General features: G+C 72.4%; 16 protein-coding genes. 6 read left to right on the top strand and 10 right to left on the bottom strand.

Annotated features, from left to right (window positions below):
- Positions 1-57 precede the first annotated feature (57 nt).
- Positions 58-978: a bestrophin family protein gene (locus MFF13_RS11430; protein WP_147828095.1), complete on the bottom strand. Its 921-nt coding sequence runs from the start codon at positions 976-978 to the stop codon at positions 58-60.
- A 170-nt stretch (positions 979-1148) separates the two neighbouring features.
- On the opposite strand from MFF13_RS11430, the gene MFF13_RS11425 reads away from it, so the two are divergent.
- The gene (locus MFF13_RS11425) at positions 1149-1793 is read left to right on the top strand and encodes a DUF2147 domain-containing protein (RefSeq protein ID WP_147752244.1); all 645 of its coding nucleotides are present in this window, start codon (positions 1149-1151) and stop codon (positions 1791-1793) included.
- Between the two features lie 73 nt (positions 1794-1866).
- Here the strand turns inward: MFF13_RS11425 and MFF13_RS11420 are convergent, their stop codons facing one another.
- A complete protein-coding gene (locus tag MFF13_RS11420; RefSeq protein WP_147828094.1) occupies positions 1867-3090 on the bottom strand; it encodes a serine hydrolase domain-containing protein in 1224 nt (407 codons plus the stop codon).
- A gap of 88 nt (positions 3091-3178) precedes the next feature.
- The gene (locus MFF13_RS11415) at positions 3179-3703 is read right to left on the bottom strand and encodes a DUF427 domain-containing protein (protein ID WP_147762065.1); all 525 of its coding nucleotides are present in this window, start codon (positions 3701-3703) and stop codon (positions 3179-3181) included.
- Between the two features lie 105 nt (positions 3704-3808).
- On the opposite strand from MFF13_RS11415, the gene otsB reads away from it, so the two are divergent.
- Together otsB and MFF13_RS11405 are read left to right on the top strand one after the other, a co-directional pair.
- Complete coding sequence (otsB, locus tag MFF13_RS11410) at positions 3809-4558, top strand: trehalose-phosphatase (protein ID WP_147828093.1); 750 nt, start codon at positions 3809-3811, stop codon at positions 4556-4558.
- Between the two features lie 135 nt (positions 4559-4693).
- Positions 4694-5659 (top strand): glucokinase, encoded by a 966-nt coding sequence (locus MFF13_RS11405; protein WP_373322519.1) that lies wholly within the window; start codon positions 4694-4696, stop codon positions 5657-5659.
- Positions 5660-5696: 37 nt separating this feature from the next.
- On the opposite strand, the gene MFF13_RS11400 is transcribed toward MFF13_RS11405, so the two are convergent.
- Positions 5697-7175: an MFS transporter gene (locus MFF13_RS11400; protein ID WP_147762063.1), complete on the bottom strand. Its 1479-nt coding sequence runs from the start codon at positions 7173-7175 to the stop codon at positions 5697-5699.
- Positions 7176-7290: 115 nt separating this feature from the next.
- Between MFF13_RS11400 and MFF13_RS11395 the strand changes: the two genes are divergently transcribed.
- Positions 7291-7656, top strand: coding sequence for a hypothetical protein (locus MFF13_RS11395; RefSeq protein ID WP_238272211.1), 366 nt, complete (start codon positions 7291-7293; stop codon positions 7654-7656).
- A gap of 28 nt (positions 7657-7684) precedes the next feature.
- On the opposite strand, the gene MFF13_RS11390 is transcribed toward MFF13_RS11395, so the two are convergent.
- From MFF13_RS11390 to MFF13_RS11375, 4 genes are all read right to left on the bottom strand, one after another.
- Complete coding sequence (locus MFF13_RS11390; RefSeq protein WP_147828090.1) at positions 7685-8785, bottom strand: ABC transporter permease; 1101 nt, start codon at positions 8783-8785, stop codon at positions 7685-7687.
- A complete protein-coding gene (locus tag MFF13_RS11385; RefSeq protein WP_147828089.1) occupies positions 8782-9705 on the bottom strand; it encodes an ABC transporter permease in 924 nt (307 codons plus the stop codon). The genes MFF13_RS11390 and MFF13_RS11385 overlap by 4 nt, the downstream gene beginning before the upstream one ends.
- Positions 9706-10057: 352 nt before the next feature.
- Positions 10058-11653, bottom strand: coding sequence for a peptide ABC transporter substrate-binding protein (locus MFF13_RS11380; RefSeq protein ID WP_238272210.1), 1596 nt, complete (start codon positions 11651-11653; stop codon positions 10058-10060).
- 4 nt (positions 11654-11657) lie between these two features.
- Positions 11658-12095, bottom strand: a complete 438-nt coding sequence (locus MFF13_RS11375) for a GlcG/HbpS family heme-binding protein (RefSeq protein WP_147828087.1) — start codon at positions 12093-12095, stop codon at positions 11658-11660.
- An 82-nt stretch (positions 12096-12177) separates the two neighbouring features.
- Here MFF13_RS11375 and MFF13_RS11370 point away from each other — a divergent pair, with 82 nt between their 5' ends.
- Complete coding sequence (locus MFF13_RS11370) at positions 12178-13302, top strand: hypothetical protein (RefSeq protein WP_238272209.1); 1125 nt, start codon at positions 12178-12180, stop codon at positions 13300-13302.
- Positions 13303-13315: 13 nt separating this feature from the next.
- Here MFF13_RS11370 and MFF13_RS11365 read toward each other — a convergent pair whose 3' ends face one another.
- A complete protein-coding gene (locus tag MFF13_RS11365; RefSeq protein ID WP_238272208.1) occupies positions 13316-14218 on the bottom strand; it encodes an alpha/beta fold hydrolase in 903 nt (300 codons plus the stop codon).
- 175 nt (positions 14219-14393) lie between these two features.
- Between MFF13_RS11365 and MFF13_RS11360 the strand changes: the two genes are divergently transcribed.
- Entirely contained in the window at positions 14394-15713 is a 1320-nt protein-coding gene (locus MFF13_RS11360) for an MFS transporter (protein ID WP_147828084.1), read from the top strand.
- 221 nt (positions 15714-15934) lie between these two features.
- On the opposite strand, the gene MFF13_RS11355 is transcribed toward MFF13_RS11360, so the two are convergent.
- The gene (locus tag MFF13_RS11355; RefSeq protein WP_373322518.1) at positions 15935-17125 is read right to left on the bottom strand and encodes a glycosyltransferase family 2 protein; all 1191 of its coding nucleotides are present in this window, start codon (positions 17123-17125) and stop codon (positions 15935-15937) included.
- Between the last annotated feature and the right edge of the window lie 121 nt (positions 17126-17246).

Raw genomic sequence — 17246 nt, 5'->3', positions numbered from 1 at the left:
CCGCGCAACTTCGCGAAAAAATGGACGCCGAACGCCGCGTGCGAAGGTCCCGCCCGCTCAGTCCAGCCGGTAGCGCACCGGCTCCATCGCGGGCGGCAGCGGCTCGCCGAGGGCGTCGAGCACCGTGCGCTCGGCCGTGCGCAGCATCGCGTCGAGGGGCAGGTCGTTCGCCTCGAGGCCGAAGGGCTCCTCGAGTTCGTCGCCGAGCGCGTCGAGGCCGAAGAAGGTGTAGGCCACCAGCATGGTCGCGACTGGCGTCGCCCAGCCGAGCGAGGCCGACAGGCCGAACGGCAGCAGCAGGCAGTAGAGCCACGCCGTGCGGTAGAGCAGCAGCGTGTAGGCGAAGGGCAGGGGCGTGCCGTGGATGCGCTCGCAGGCGGTGTGGATCGCCGACAGGTCCGAGACCTTGCGCTCGAGGAGGCCGAACAGCACGTCGGTGAGGTGCCCGTCGCGATACGCGTCCGCGAGGTCGCGGGTCAGGCCGGCCAGCACCGCATCGGTCGGGCTCGGGCAGGCGCGCAGCCGCGCAGCCTCGGCCGGCGGCAGCCAGGGCGCGACGGCCGCCGCCTCGTCGAGGCCGCGCAGACGCGCGTGCAGGCCGTGGCCGAAGCCGACGACCCGGCGCAGGCTCGACCGGCGAAGGCCGGCGCGCGCGTCGCCGGGCAGCAGCGCGACCAGGGTCCGGCTCAAGCCGCGCACCTCGACGATGAGCGCCCCCCAGGCCTTCCGGGCCTCCCACCAGCGCTCGTAGCAGGCGTTGTTGCGGAAGCTCAGGAAGATCGACAGCGCCAGCCCGATCAGGGTGAAGGGCCCGATCCCCGCCGTCACCGGGAATTTCTCCGGGACGCGCTGCTCGACGGCGACCACCAGGGCGGCGAAGGCCGTCAGCCCGAGGACCTTCAGCGCCACCCGCGGCAGGATCGAGCCACGCAGGGTGAACAGGATGGCGAAGAGGTTGGGGCGCGGGCGAACGATCATGGACGGCAGGCTTAGCCGTCCGGGCCGCCCCCGTCATCGGCCGCGCGTCCCCTGCGAGCCGCCGCACGGCCATGATCCCGTCATGTTCGGAGCGGATTGGCGGGCCTGAGAGATCGTGCACGCCGACGGGCCAAGGCCACGCAGCCGGCGCGCGGCAAGGAGTAATGGGTATGACGGTTCGACGGATCGGCGCGGGAATCGGCGCCTGGGCCGGACGTGCGATGGCGCTGGCGATGCTGACTGGCGTCGCCCATGCGGCGACGCCTGCGGACCCGAGCGGCACGTGGCTCACCGAGGACGGGCGCGCCCGCATCCGGGTGGAGAAGTGCGGCCCGAGCAACAAGAGCCTGTGCGGCTACGTCGTGTGGCTGAAGGTGCCGCTCAACGACAAGGGCCAGCCGCGGGTCGACTTCAAGAACCCCGACGCGAGCAAGCAGGCCCGCGCCTCGCTCGGCCACCAGCTCATCATGGGGCTGAAGCCGAACGCCGACGCCCACTACGAGGGCAAGATCTACAATTCCGAGGACGGCAAGTCCTACGACGTGACGATCTGGTCCGACACGCCGGAGGAACTCACCGTCCGCGGCTGCCTGATCGCGTTCCTGTGCAAGTCGCAAACCTGGAACCGCGTGACCGACGTGGTCGCCGGCCAGATGACCGGGCCGACCAACGGCCCGGGCGGCCCGCGCACCGATCCGGAATACATGGCCGGCAAGCCCGCCGCGACCGGCGCGAACGCGGCCAAGCCCCCCGCGCCGAAGCCCGGCGCGAAGCCGGCCCCGGCCGGCACCACGGCCGCCCCCGCCGCCGAATAGTCCATGGCCTAAACCGATCGCGCCTCGGCGGCGCGATCGGATAGAAGGCGACCGCGGATCACGTGATCAGGTCTCAATCGACCAAAGCGGCGTAGGTCAGCACCCGCAGTTCCTTGCGGATCGGCAGCGCCGAGGACGGGACGAGCTGCGTCAGCAGCACCACGGCGAGGTCCTCGGCCGGGTCGATCCAGAACGCGGTCGAGGCCATGCCGCCCCAGGCGACCTCGCCGGGCGTGCCGACGATCTGGGCCTTGGCCGGATCGAGCATCACCGAGAAGCCGAGCCCGAAGCCGATACCGTGGTAGGACGATTCGGCGAACCGCGGCGTACCGATTGCCGCGAGGTCGCCGGGCAGGTGGTTCATGGTCATCAGCTCGACCGTCTTGCGTCCGAGCAGGCGCACGCCGTCGAGTTCGCCCCTGTTCAAGATGAACCGGCAGAAGCGCATGTAGTCCGACGCCGTCGAGACGAGGCCGCCGCCGCCGCCCGCGATCGCCGGCGGCTTGGCGAAGGTGGTCTCGACCGCGTCGTCGTAGAGCGTGAGCGTGCGGCTGCGATCGTAGACGTAGTTCGCCGCGAACCGACCGAGGTTCTCGGGACGCACGAAGAAGTCGGTGTCGACCATGCCGAGCGGCGCGATCACGGCCTCGCGCAGGTAATCCGCGAAGTCGCGCCCCGAGACGACGGCCACGAGGTGGCCGAGCACGTCCGTCGAGACGCTGTAGTTCCAGGCTTCCCCCGGCTGCGACAGCAGTGGGAGCTTCGCCACGGTGGCCACCACCTCGGCGAGGCTCGCATCCGGCCGCAGGAAGTCGGCGCCCTGCTGGCGGTAGAGTGCGTCGACCAGGGTCGATTCCATGAAGCCGTAGGTCAGGCCGCCGGTATGGGTGAGCAGGTCGCGGATGGTGATCGGGCGGCGGGCCGGCTCGGTCTCGAGCTTGGCGCGGTTGCCGCCGGTCGCGACCCGCATCTCGGAGAATTCCGGCAGGAAGCGCGAGACCGGGTCGTCGAGCTGGAAGCGGCCCTCCTCGTAGAGCTGCATCACCGCGACCGAGGTCAGCGGCTTCGTCATCGAGTAGATGCGCGTCACAGTATCCGTGGTGAACGGCGTCTTGCGGGCGAGGTCGGCGAAGCCGTGGGCGCGCCGGAACACCGTGCGCCCGCGCCGCGCCACGCTCACCGACAGCCCGGCGAGCTTGCCCTGCGCGACGAGGTCTCGCATCCAGCCGTCGATCCGCTCCAGGCGGCCGGGGTCCACGCCCACCTCATGCGGCCTGCCGTCGATCGCATCGCTCATGTCATAATCCTTATGCGCCCCTCGGCTCCCGACGCCCGATGTAGCGGTCGCCGCGCGGCGGTACAGCTCTCAGGACCGCTGCAACGGCTCACCAACCCATGCTTCCCGGGCCGCCCTTGAACGGGCCGACGACGCCGGGGGTGATCCAACCGCCGTAGAACCCGCCCGGCTGCGGCTCCGCGCGGACGCCGCCGACGAAGCAGGCCTCCATCGGGCCGGCATAGAAGGCGACGTAGCCCGCGATCGCACGGAAGCCCGGCGTCGGATCGGGATAGGCCCAAGCTGCTCCCGGGATCGTCGCGCCAGGGGTCGTCGCGCCAGGGGTCGTCGCGCCGCCTGCCAGAACGTCGAACAGCACGGCGCGTCCCTTCCACTCGCAGATCCCGGCCCGGCGCGCCGGCCCGAGCACGCCCGCGGCGACGTCGCCCGGCGGGAAGTAGTAGGTCGGCGGATGGCTGGTCTCCAGCACGCGGAAGCCCGCCCGCGTCTCGGCGATGGTACGGCCGGCCAGCACGACCTTCAGGGTCGCGGCGACCGGTTCGAGCCGGGGCGGGCGGGGATAATCCCAAACGCTCTCCTCGCCGGGCTTCGTCGGGGCTGGGGTCGGATGCATCGCGTCGTCCTCCGTTCGTCGTCCCCGAGAGATAGGGCGGCGCGACAATGCGTTTGCCGCAGGCGCGCGACATGCTAGCCCCGAACGGACATTGGAGCGCCGACGTTGGACACACCGATCGCCCTCTTCCTCGATTTCGACGGCACGCTGGTCGAGATCGCGCCACGGCCCGACCTCGTTCGCGTCGAGCCGGACCTGGTGCCGATGCTGCAGGCGCTCCATGCGCGGCTGGACGGGGCGCTGGCGATCGTCACCGGTCGCCCGGTCTCGGTGATCGACGCCTTCCTCGCGCCCGCCGCCTTCGACGTCGCCGGCCTGCACGGGGTCGAGCGCCGGGTCGACGGCGTCCTCACCGGCGGCAGCCCGGACGACCATCCGGAGCTGCGTGCGCGGATGCCCCGGCTCCGGGCCATGGTCGCCGACCTCGACGCGGTGCTGATCGAGGACAAGGGCGCCTCGGTCGCCGTGCACTGGCGTCTGGCGACGCCGGCGGACGCCGAGCGGGCGGAGGAGGCGGTCACCGCGATCGCCGCCGAGCTGGCGGGCGGCTACCGGCTCCAGCTCGGCAAGGCGGTCGGCGAGATCGTGCCGGCCTCGGCCACCAAGGCGCACGCGATCCGCGCCTTCCTCGAGAACGCCCCCTATGCCGGCCGCCGCGCGGTGTTCCTCGGCGACGACCGCACCGACGAGATCGCCTTCGCCAGCGTCGCGGCGTATGGCGGCCTCGGCATCCGGATCGGACCGGGCGAGACCGCGGCAGAACGGCGCCTGCCCGGCCCGGACGCGGTGCGGGCCTTGCTAGGCGGCTGGGCGGCGGGCGGGACCATCGATCTGGACGCGCTGCCGGCGGCCTGAGCCGCGCCGGCGACTCCCTCGGATAGGCAGCGACGCGTCGGCCGGGACGGCCCCGCGTCGATCGGGAAAGGGTACCGCATGTTCGCGTTTCCGGTCCTCGTCGGCGACATCGGCGGCACGAACGCCCGCTTCGGGGTGGTCGAGTCGAAGGGCGCGGCGCCGCGCCTGCTCTCGCACGAGGCGACGGCGGGCCACCCCGATCCGTCGAGCGCCATCCGCGCGGCCCTGGCCAAGGACGGGCAAGGGGGCAAGCACGCGGGCGGGCCGGCGCCGCGCTCGGCGATCCTCGCCATCGCCGGCCGGGTCGACGGCCCGAAGGTGCAGCTCACCAACGCCCACTGGGTGATCGAGGGCGCCAAGATCGGCGCCGACTTCGACCTCGAGACCTCCGTGGTGGTCAACGACTACGTGCCGGTCGCGGCCGGCGCAGCGGGCATCGCGCCGCACGACCTCACTCTGGTGGGGCCGGTCGGGCACGAGCCGGGCGGCGCCCGCGTGGTGCTCGGGCCGGGCACCGGCTTCGGCGCCGCGGCCCTGGTCCCGTATTCGGACCGCCTCGCGATCGTCTCCACGGAGGCCGGCCACACCGACCTCGGCCCCTCGGACGCCTTCGAGGAGAAGGTCTGGCACGCCCTGGAGCGGGTCGAGGACCGGGTCACCGTCGAGACGGTGCTCTCAGGCCCTGGCCTCGCCCGCCTGCACGCCGCCGTGCGCCACGTCCGGACAGGCGTGCCGGCGGAGAAGATCGAGCCGGCGGCGGTGACCCAGGCGGGCCTCGACGCCTCCGACCCGCATGCGGCGGAAGCGTTGGAGCTGTTCGGGCGCCTGCTCGGCCGGGTCTGCGGCGACCTCGCGTTGACCTTCCTGGCCACCGGCGGCGTCTACGTCGGCGGCGGCATCGCCCCGCGGATCGTCAAGCTCCTGCAGCAAGGCGGCTTCCGCGCGGCGTTCGAGCGCAAGGCGCCGTTCTCCGCGATGATGCGGGCGATCCCGACCAGCGTCATCACCGTCCACGACCCCGCCTTCACCGGCCTCGCGGCCTTGGCGAGCGAGGGCGAGACCTTCGTCTATCACGGCCAGGTGTGGCGCCGGGGGGCCTGACCCCAGCGCCACGCGCGATGGCATCGCAACAGGACCGTCAGGCCGCCGCGAGCGGCTTCGACACGTCCTCCAGCGAGCGTCCCTCGGCTGCCGTGCCGAAGAGGCCGCCGACGATGGCCGCGACCGCCATCAGCGCGGCCCCGACGAGATAGCCGCCGAAGACCGCCTCGCGGGAGCCGGTCTCCACGAGCGAGCCGAACAGGAGCGGCCCCGAGACGCCGCCGATGCCGGTGCCGATGGCGTAGAAGCCGGCGATGGCCAGGGCCCGGATCTCCAGAGGGAAGGTCTCGGCGACGGTGAGGTAGGCGGCGCTCGCCGCGGCGGAGGCGAAGAAGAACACCACCATCCACACGCCGGTCTGCGCCCAGGCCCCGAACACCTCGATCTTGAACAGGTATCCGGCGCCCGCGAGCAGCACCGCCGAGATGCCGTAGGTGAAGGCGATCATCGGCCGGCGGCCGACCGTGTCGAAAAGGCGCCCGAGGAGCAGCGGCCCGAGGAAGGAGCCGAGGGCGAACGGCAGCAGGTACCAGCCGACGCTGCCGCCGGGCACGCCGTAGAACCGCTCCAGCACCAGGGCGTAGGTGAAGAACAACGCGTTGTAGAAGAACGCCTGCGCGATCATCAGCGCGAGCCCGACGACGGTCTGCTTGCGCGAGGTGCCGAACATCGTCCCGAACACCTCCGAGAGCGGGGTGTGGTCGCGGGTGCGCAGCTTCATCCGCTTGCCCTCGTCCACCGGCGGCAGGGTGTGGCCCTCGTCGGTGAAGCGCTTCTCGATGCCGGAGACCACCCGGTCGGCCTCGGCGGTGTAGCCGTGGGTCGCGAGCCAGCGCGGGCTCTCGGGGATCCAGGTGCGGAGCAGCAGGATCACGAGGCCGATGGCGCCGCCGGTGAAGAACGCGACGCGCCAGCCCCAGGCCGGGTCGATCACCTCGGGCTTCAGGAGCACGATCGAGAGGAAGGAGCCGAGCGCGGCGCCGATCCAGAACGACCCGTTGATCACGAGGTCGGTCCAGCCGCGGACGCGTGCCGGCACGAGCTCCTGGATCGTCGAGTTGATCGCGGTGTACTCGCCGCCGATGCCGGCGCCGGTGAGGAAGCGGAAGATGCAGAACGAGTAGACGTTCCACGACAGGCCCGTGGCCGCGGTCGCCGCGAGGTAGAGGGCCAGCGTGATGAAGAACAGCTTCTTGCGGCCGATGCGGTCGGTCAGCCAGCCGAAGCCGAGCGCCCCCGTAACCGCGCCGACCAGGTAGGAGGAGGCGGCCAGCCCCACATCGAACTCGGTGAAGCTCATCGGCGCCTTGCGCAACGCGCCGACGAGCGCGCCGGCCAGCGTCACCTCCAGCCCGTCGAGCACCCAGGTGATGCCGAGCGCCACGATGACGAGGACGTGGAACCGGCCCCAGGGCAGGCGGTCCAGTCGTGCGGAGATGTCGGTGTCGACGATCGTGCCCATGGGGGCGCGCTCGGGCGTCGTCTTGCCCGACGCGGTCTCGACTTTGGTCGCCATGACTGTGTTTACCTTGACTCGAGACGCCTGTTCAGAACGGCGGAGACCAGCGAAAGGTTCGGCTGAGCTTTCATCGTTGCGGGCTTTGATGACGGCATCACCGTGGATGCCTCCCATGAAGCCTCGCCTCGACGTTCGCAAGACAGTCCGCTCCCCGTCGCGGTTCCGTGCTCCGTCCCACCCCCGCTCTCATGCACGCTCCCAGGCCCGCCGCCTCGGGCCCTGCCTGCGGCTGGGCATCCTGGCGACGGCGGCGCTCGCCGGCCTCGCCGTCGTGCCGACCCACGGGGCCGACGCGACGCTGGCCCGGGACCGGCAGCCGGTGACGATGTCGGGCTCCGACCGCTGGCGCCTGCGCCCGGCCGAGACCAACATCGTCCTGCCGGCGGCGGCGCAGGCGCGGGTGCGCCCGGCGATGCCGATCCCTGAGGAGCGGCGCCGGGTTCGGCAGGTCTACCCGGCCTATACCGAGATACGGTGAGGCCACGCCTCGCAATCAGGCCGCGCGATCAGGCCTCCGCCCGCGGATCGAGCGCGGCGGCCAGCCCGTCGCCGAGCACGTTGAGGGCCACGAGGGTCGCAACCAGGAACGCCGCCGGCCCGGCGAGCATGTGCGGCGCGGATTCGAGGCTGCGCGCGCCTTCCGCGATCAGCACGCCCCAGCTCGTCGCCGGCTCCTGCACGCCGAGGCCGAGGAACGACAGGAAGCTCTCCAGGAGGATCACCCGCGGCACCAGCAAGGTGGCGGCGACCGTCACCGGCCCGAGGGTGTTCGGCACGATGTGCCGCCGCAGGATCGCGGCGGACGACAGGCCGAGCGCCTCGGCGGCGCGGACGAAGTCGCGGCGGCGCAGCGCCAGGGTCTGGGCGCGGACGATGCGGGCCATGTCGAGCCATTCCACGGCGCCGATCGCCACCAGGATCAGGGCGAGGCTCGCGCGGAAGAACACCACCAGCACGATCACGAAGAACACGAACGGCAGGGCGTAGAGGATGTCGACCACCCGCATCATCGCGGCGTCGACGGCCCCTCCGGCGAACCCCGAGACGGCGCCGTAGAGGATGCCGACGCCAAGCGCGACCAGCGTCGCGGTGAGCCCGATCAGCAGCGAGACGCGGCCGGCCACGAGGCTGCGGCTGAGGAGGTCGCGCCCATGCACGTCGGTGCCGAGGAGGAAGTGGAGCCTCCGCACTGGCACCGCGACGGTGAGGCGCCGCCCGTCGTCCTCGCTGGCGACGACGCGGGGGGCGCCGAACAGGTCTGAGCGCGGCAGGTAGACGAGGCCGCGCGGGTCGATCGTTGCGTCCGAGGCCAGGACGAGGCGGAGCGTGTCGCCCGTCCTCTCGGCCTCCGCCACCGTCGCGCGGATACGGAAGGCGAGGCGATCGAGCGTGGGCCGCAGACGATCCGCGTCGGGTTGGGCCGCGAGGCCGGGGGGAAGCTGGCGCAGGTCCGGGTAGGTCCGCGCGGGCGCATGGCCGGTGAGCAGCGGGCCGACCAGGCAGGCGAGCGTCATCAGGGCGAGCACGGCGAGCGCCGTCATCGCGCCACGGTCGCGCGACAGGCGCAGGATCGCGCGGCGCGTCGGCGACTTGGGCGGCGCGCTCACGCGTGCAGCCGCAGGCGCGGGTCGAGCCACGCCGAGACGAGGTCGGCGACGAGGTTCAGGACGACGACGAGCACCGCCACCAGCACCACCGTCCCCATCACCAGGGTGTAGTCGCGGTTCAAGGCCCCCTCGACGAAGTAGCGGCCGATCCCGGGCAGGCCGAAGATGGTCTCGACCACCACCGAGCCGGTGAGCAGGCTGGCCGAGAGCGGCCCGAGGATCGCGACGACGGGCAGCAGCGCGCCGCGCAGGGCGTGCCGGGCGATGCGCCAGGGCGGCAGGCCGAGGCTGCGCATGGTCCGCACGTGCTGGGCGCGCAACGCCTCCGCCATCGACGCCCGGGTGAGCCGGGCGATGCCTCCGGCCTGCGGCAGCGCCAGGGTGATCACCGGCAGGATCAGGTGCGAGGGCGCGCCCCCCTCCCAGCCGCTCACCGGCAGCCAGCGCAGCGAGAGGCCGAAGGCGATCTGCAGCAGCGGCGCGACGACGAAGCCCGGCACCGACAGGCCGAGCGAGGCGGCCGCCCCGACCAAACGGTCGACCCATCCGCCGCGACGGTACGCCGCCCACGCGCCGAGGCCGACGCCGAGCGCGAGCGAGACGGCAAGCGCCAAGCCGCCGAGGATCATCGACACCGGCAGGCCGCGGGCGAACAGGTCGGCGACGCTCATGTCGCGGAAGGAGAAGGACGGCCCGAGATCGCCCCGGACCAGGGCCGCGAGGTAGCGCCCGAACTGCACCGCCAGCGGCTGGTCGAGCCCGTAGACCCGGCGCAGGTTGTCCATGGCCGCAGGCGCCAACGGCCGCTCCAGGTCGAACGGCCCGCCGGGCGCGAGCCGCATCAGGAAGAAGCTCAGCGCAATCACCACGAACAGCGTCGGGATCGCCTGCAGCAGCCGGCGCAGCACGTAGCCGGTCATGCGCAAAACGACCGATGCTTGGACGCTGGGGCAACCCACCTGGCACACGGCTCGCCGCATTCGTAAAAGGCGCGTCTCCCTCCCTCCTCTGCGGGGGAGGGTGGGCCTCGCGTCAGCGAGGGTCGGGAGAGGGGAGCGCCGTATCCGGCATCGTCGCTCCCCTCTCCCGACCCGCTACGGGATACGTAAAGGCGATGGAGCCTTGCTGGTGCGATCACGCCGGCCGCGCCTCGGGACATCCGGCCCGGATGCCCATCCCGGGCGAGGCCGGCCGTACTCCATCGTTCATAAAATGCCCCGCCGGTCGTGCCGAAGTGTATCCGTCGCGCGCCGAGGCGAGACAAGCGCCCGCTCATCCGACGAGCCGCAGGAACCGCGTCGGCGCGGCGTTGCGCAGGTTCGGCACGTAGCCGTGCAGGCGCGGCGCGATCAGCGCCTTGGAGCGGGTGTGCATCACCGGGATCCACGGCGGGTCGCGCATCACCAGCGCCTCGGCGCGGTAGAGAAGGTCGGCGCGTGCGGTGAGGTCGCGTTCGGCCGCGGCCTTCGCCAGGAGGGCGTCGTACTCGGCGTTCGACCAATGGCCGGGGTTCATCCCGTCGTTGCCGGTGGTGAGCAGGAACAGGAAGTTCTGCGGGTCGGAGTAGTCGGCGATCCAGGACATCCGCGCGACGTCGAAGTCGCCGCCGTCGCGCAGATACGCGAAGTGGGTCTTGGCGTCGGTGTAGACGAACCGGGTCTCGATCCCGAGGCCGCGCCACATCTCGGCGACCGCGACGGCGGTGTTGCGGTTGTTGTCGCTGGTGTTGAAACGGTACTCGACCCGCAGCGGCCGGTCCGGCCCGAAGCCCGCCTCCGCGAGCAGGCGGGCGGCCGTCTCCTCGTTGTCGATCGGGAGGCGGGTGCGCCCCTCCGTCTCCGGGGGCGTCCGGTAGTTGTCGAGCCCGGGCGGGCAGAGCGAGTAGGCCGGGCTCATGGTGCCGCCCCACAACGCCTCGGCGAGGTATTCGCGGTCGAGCGCCAACGACAGGGCGCGCCGAACGCGGACGTCGTCGAAGGGCGGCTTCCGCGTGTTCACCGCCAGCGCGTAGAGGCCGAGCGAAGGCCCGAGCACGACCTGGTCGCCGAAGCGGCGGCGCAGCGACGCCATCTGGTCGCCGGGCAGGTCGGCCAGCGAATCCAGCTCGCCCGCATCGTAGCGCCGCACCGCGCTCGACAGGTCCGGCGTCGGCACGAAGGCGACCTGCGGGATCGCGATCTCGGCCGCCGCGTGGAAATGCGGGTTGCGCCTGAGCACGATGCGGTCGTTCGGCACCGAGTCGACCAGAGCGTAGGGTCCGTTCGAGACGAGGTTGCCCGGCCGGGTGAAGCTCTCGCCGAAGCGTTCGACGGACGGACGGTGCACCGGCAGCGCGGTCTGGTGCGTCAGGAGTTCGAGGAGGTAGGGAGTCGGCGCCTCCAGCGCGATCGTCACCGTGCGGGGGTCGGGCGCGGCGACGCCGAGCGCCGTCGCCGGCATCGCGCCGCGGTTGATCGCCGCCGCGTTGCGGATCGGGAACAGCACCTCGGCGTACTTTGCCGCCGTCTCCGGCGCGAGGATGCGGCGCAGGGAGTAGACGAAGGCCTCCGCCTCGACCGGGTCGCCGTTCGACCAACGCCCGCCCTCGCGCAGGGTGAAGGTGTAGGTCAGCCCGTCGTCCGACACGCGCCAGGATTGCGCGGCGCCGGGGATGATGGCGCCGCGGTTGTCGTAGGTGAGCAGCCCGTCATAGAGGTCGCGCAGGATGTGCGCCTCGGCCACGGTCGACGACCGGTGCGGGTCGAGGGTCTCGGGGTCGGCGTCGTTGCCGCGCCGATACGTGCCGTCCGGCGCCGCCCGCGCTCCGGCAGTACCCGCGAGCAGCATGGCGCCCGCGCCGGAAAGCCAGCCACGGCGCGGCAGGCGCATCGGCTCAGGCGCCGGTCTCTGGCACGAGCCCGGCGGCCTCGATGCCGGCGAGCGCGCAGATCTCGTCGTTGTCCGACGTGTCGCCCGAGATGCCGACGGCGCCGAGCAGACGGCCGTCCGCCGCGCGGATCAGCACGCCGCCCGGCACCGGCACCAGGGCCGCGGCTCCGACCACGTGGCTCACCGCCGCGACGAAGTAGGGCTGGGCCTCCGCCCGGGCATGGATCGCCCGCGAGCCGAGGCCGAGCGCCAGGGCGCCGTTGGCCTTGCCCATCGCGATCTCGGCGCGGCGGAGCGAGGCGCCGTCCTCCACCTGGACACATTTCAGAGACCCTCGATCGTCATAGACGACCACGGCGAGCGGCTTCAGGCCGCGCGTTCGGGCCGTCTCCAAGGCGGTCGCGACGATGATGCGGGCGGACTCGAGCGTCAGGTCGATCATCGGAACCGGGGGATTGGGGGGACGGACAGCCGGGGCGGACGGTCCGCGACGGCCAGGGATCAGGACAAGGAGGCGATCGACGATGCGTCGCGCGATCATCCATATCGGAATGCCCCGGACGGGGTCCACATCGCTGCAGCTGGTGCTGGCCACTCTGCGTCCGAGGCTGGCGGAGGCCGGGCTGCTCTACCCAAACCTCGCGCCCGAGGGAGCCCGGTCTGGGGCCGACGTCAACCACCAGGTGTTGGGCGAGGCGCTCGACGGCCGGCGGCCGAAGGCGGAGCGCCGCACGATGCTGGCGCGCCTCGATCGGGCGCTCGCCGACACCGACGCCGACACCGTGATCCTCTCCTACGAGGACTTCTCGGTGCAGCGGCCGAGCTTCGGCGTTCCGCGGACGCTGTCCGAGGTGTTCGCCCGGCGCGGCTTCGCGATGGAGGTCGTGATGGCGGTGAAGCCGCCGTTCGAGTTCCTGAACTCCGCCTACGCCCACCGCGCGCAGCTGGTGAAGGAGCCGCGGACCTTCCGCGAATACGCCCGCGCGCATCGCCGCTCCGGGCGCCTCGACTACCGCGCGCTCATCGCCCCGTGGGCGCGGGCGACGGATGGCGCCGTCACCGCCGTGCCGCTTCGCGACGCGCGCTCCGACGCGACGCTGGTCGAGCGGTTCGTCGCCGCCCTCGGCCTCGCCGGGCGGCTCGGGCCGATGATGGACGCCGCGGTCCTGGGCACCGTGACCAACCGCAGTTCCGGGCCGCTCGCCGTCGAGGCTTCGCGCCGGCTGCGGAGCCTCAGGGTCCACCGGCAGGTGGACGGCCACCCGCGCCGCATCGGTCACGTCCTCGATCAGGCGGCGTGGTCGCGCGGCCTCGATCCCGAGCCGTTCCGCGGCGACGCGCCGGAACTTGCCGAGGAACTCGCCGACCGCTTCGCCGCCACCTGCGCGCGCTTCGCCGAGCTGGCCTGGGGCCTGCCATGGGATCGGGTCGTCGCTGCGGCGCCCGCGCGGGCGCCGAATGAGTGGGCCGGCCGGCCGATCCCGGCGGAGACCGAAGCGCAGATCGCGCTCCTGATGCGCGAGACCATGTGCCGTTTCGACTTCCGCAGGCCCCCGGCGTGGCGCCGGGTCCCGGCCGAGTGCGTGGAGCGCGCCACCCTCGGTGCTGCGCGGCTCGCCGGCTTCGAATCGCGATGGCGGGTCAGCTGAGCGAGGCGCCCGGTCAAGCGAGGCCGGCGAAGAACGCATCGAAGGCGCCCGTCACCGTCGCCGGGTCCTCGAAATGCGGGAAGGCGCCGGTGGGCAGGGCGCGGATCGTCCAGTTCGGCCGGCCGGCGAAACGCGGCGCGTCGCGGAAGTCGACGAAGTCGCCGCGGCTGCCGTGCAGCATCAGCACCGGGAGCGTCAGCGCCTCGTAGAGCGTGGTGGCGTCGGTGGGGAACAGGTAGCCGGCCACGAAGCAGTACGGTGCGTGCCGCGCGCCCGGCTGGTGGGCCGACAGGTGATCGTAGGCGAACAGCCCTTCGTCGATCCGCTTCGAGCCGAAGGTCTTGCGCAGGAAGAAGCGCATGCTCGGGCGGCTGACGAGGAGGGCGAACAACGCCGGCCCGAGGACGGCCGAGTCGACGATCCTGCGGACGCGCGGGCTGCCGCGGTCGCCGCCCGCCGGCCCGCGCCCGGCGAGTCGCCGGTCGAACCCGGTCGGGCTGATCAGGCCGATCGCGCGGTAGACCTCGGGCCGCTCGACCACGGCGCGGGCGAGGTAGGTGGCCGAGAGCGACACCGCGATCGCGTCGACGCGGACGCCGCCGTGCCGCCCGGCGATCTCGGCGGCGACGGCGTGGATCGCGTCCACCATCAGGCGCGGATCGTAGAGGCGGCGCGACCGCTCGGAGAAGCCGAAGCCCGGGAGGTCGAGGGCGTAGACCGGGCGGGCGCCTTGCGCGTGCAGGTAGAGCGGGCGGACCTCGTAGGCGTTGGCGGCGGCGTTGATCGAGTGGATCAGCAGCAGCGGCACGCCCTCGGCCTCGGACGAAGCGTAGAAGCCGACCCGGCCGGCCGCCGTGTCGATCACCTCCCGGCGCCCGGGGAGGGCAGGGGTTAATGCGTCGAGGCTCGTCGCCATCGCCTTGCGCGTCCTTGGAGCTGAGCGGTCGTCGCGACAACGAGGTGGCGGGCGGAACGTTGCCATGCGTCGGGCGGCGGCCGACGGATGGACGGCGGTGTCGTGATCGGCTCTGGCCAAGGGCGATCGGGATGGCCGAACGCTGCGTGCGCCGACGGCGCGGGGACGATAAGCCATGGTTCAGACGGAGATCGGCGCGATCGAGCGCGCCACACTGCGCACGGTGACGTGGCGCATCCTGCCGTTCCTGATGCTCGCCTACTTCGTCGCCTTCGTCGACCGGGTGAACGCGGGCTTCGCCGCCCTGCAGATGAACCAGGACATCGGCCTGTCGGCGGCGCAATTCGGCCTCGGCGGCGGGTTGTTCTACGTGTCCTACGTGCTCTGCGAGGTGCCGAGCAACGTCGCGATGGAGCGGTTCGGCGCCCGGATCTGGATCGCGCGGATCATGATCACCTGGGGGCTGGTCTCGGCGGGGATGGCCTTCGTCGTCGGGCCGTTCTCGTTCTACGCGGTGCGGCTGCTGCTCGGAGCCGCCGAGGCCGGGTTCTTCCCCGGCGTGATCCTCTACCTGACCTACTGGTACCCGCGCGCCTATCGCGGGCGGATCGTGGCGATCTTCATGGTCGCGATCCCGATCTCGAGCTTCCTCGGCTCGCCGCTCTCGGCGTGGCTGCTCGGCACCGACGGGATGCTGGGCTTTCGCGGCTGGCAGTGGCTGTTCCTGATCGAGGCGGTGCCGGCGGTGGTGCTCGGCATCCTCGCCTTCCTCCTGCTGCCGGACGGCCCGGCCCGCGCCAACTGGCTGACGCCGCAGCAGCGCGCCTGGCTCACGGGGCGCCTGGCCGACGAGCGGGCCTCGGTGGTCGAGGGCGCGGCCCGGCCCGCCGGCCACCTCTCGCTGCGGCAGGTGATGACCAACCGCTACGTGCTTGCCGCCTCGCTGATCTATGCCGGCGCCTCGGGGGCGAGCCAGTGCCTGTCGCTCTGGCAGCCGCAGATCATCAAGTCCTTCGGCCTCACCAACCTGGAGACCGGGCTCCTGAACGCGGTGCCCTTCGGCATCGCCTCGGTGCTGATGATCCTGTGGGGACGCTCGTCCGACCGGCGCCGCGAGCGCACCTGGCATACGGCGCTGCCGCTCGGGCTGCTTGCGCTCAGCCTCGGCGCCGCGGTGCTGACGACCCAACTCTGGCCGACGATGCTGATCCTGTGCCTGGCCGTCACCGGCACCTACATGGTGAAGGGCCCGTTCTGGGCGCTCTCGACCGAGTGGCTCTCGGCGGGCGCAGCCGCCGCCGGCATCGCCCAGATCAACGCCATCGGCAACATCGGCGGGTTCCTGGGCACCTACCTGCTCGGCGTGATCAAGGACGCGACCGGCAGCTACCCGCTCGGCCTCCTCCCCCTGGCCATCCTCTCCGCCGCCGGCTGCGCGCTGGTGCTCGGCCTGGGAAAGCCGAAACCGCCGGCAACCGCGGCGGCGCGGGCCTGACGCCCCCCCGAATGGATCGCGGTCGGTCCCGCTCCACCTCGTCATCCCGGGGCTGCGCAGCAGAGCCCGGCATCCAGAGCCGTCGACGGAGCCGACCTGAAGGTCGACCTGCGGTTCTGGATCCCGGGCTCGCCTACGCCGCCCCGGGATGACGGTGCGGGTCCGAAAACGCGTTTCGAGAAATCCCGAGTCCTACGAGAGGGGAGCCGCTCCCGATCCGGTCAAGGCATGGCCCGCGTGACCGACGGCGTCGGCGACGGCGTGGCGGCCGCGGCAGACCCCTTCCAGCGATCCCGAACCGAGGCGAACGCCCGCACGAGCGGCAGCACCGCCTTCGCGAGCCTGATCTGGCCCGGCAGCTGCGGCACGCTCAGCGGGGCGTGACGAAGCTTCGGGCTCGCCCGCTCGGCCTCCTCCACGACCTGCCCGACGAGGGGCAGGGCGGCGATCCGCGCCGCCTCGTGAGATTGGATGCCGAGGCGGTGCGCCCAGGCCGTCGAGGTGCCGAGGCGGCCGGAGGCGTGAAGGCGACGGAGTCGCCGGCGCCAGAGGTAGCGGTGCAGCGCCCTTGGCACCGGCTCGAGGCGCGCGTCGCAGAGCGCGCCCGGATCCTCGCAGCGGGAGCGGATGGTGTCGGCGACCCCGCCCGGCGCCCGGCCGGTGAGGCGGGCGGAGATGAACACCATCACAGCCGGGTCGTGGCGAACGCGGAACCCATGGGCGAGAAGGCGGGCGACGAAGGCGCCGTCCTCGCCGAGCGCGATCTCCGGCATGCCGCCGACCCGGAGGTAGGCGTCGCGGCTGACCGCGAGCGTCGCGCCGATGGTGGTGCGGTGGCACGGCCAGGGGTCGTTCGGATCGGGGTCGATCCGCGCCTCGGCCTCGGTCAAGAGCGCGCTGTAGGCGTCTTCCAGCCGCCCGCGGGCCGGAAGCGAGGGCGGCAGCAGGGCCGCCTCCTCGGCGATCAGCTCGACGCGGCCCGCGACCGCGTCGGCGCCGGCCGCCAGCGCGCGCAGGTTCGCGAAGACCCAGTCCGGCGGCACGCGGCTGTCGGCGTCGGTGGAGAGGATCGTGCCGGCCTCGGCCAGCCACTCGGCGGCCGCGTCCATCGCCTTGCGCCGGGCCCAGCCGGCATGGGCGCCGGCGAACTCCGCCTCGATCACCCGGACCGGCATGGACAGGGCCGGCACGCGCGCGGCCACGATCCGGGCGGTGTCGTCGGTGCAGTTGTTGAGGAACAACACCAGGCCGAGGCGGCCCGGTGCGAGGCCTTCCTGAGCGTCGAGCGCGTCGAGGCAGAAGCCGATGCGCTCGGCCTCGTTGCGCACGGGGATGGCAACGATGGTATCGGGTGACCTAGCCGCGGTCGACGTCGGCCGGGTGGCATCGCGCTGGACCGTGTCGGCCATCATCAATCCTCGATCGCCGACGCGCTCCCGGATGGCGATGGTTCGTGTCTCGGAGCGTCGCGGTTCCATCGCCGCCCGCGCCTGTACGCAGGCTGAAAGCGCCTCGGCGGGAGCGGGATCGATC

This window comes from Methylobacterium cerastii (genome assembly GCF_022179125.1).
GTDB lineage: Bacteria > Pseudomonadota > Alphaproteobacteria > Rhizobiales > Beijerinckiaceae > Methylobacterium > Methylobacterium cerastii.
Note: the sequence above shows the minus strand (reverse complement) of the source record. Positions and strands in the feature narration are given on the sequence as shown.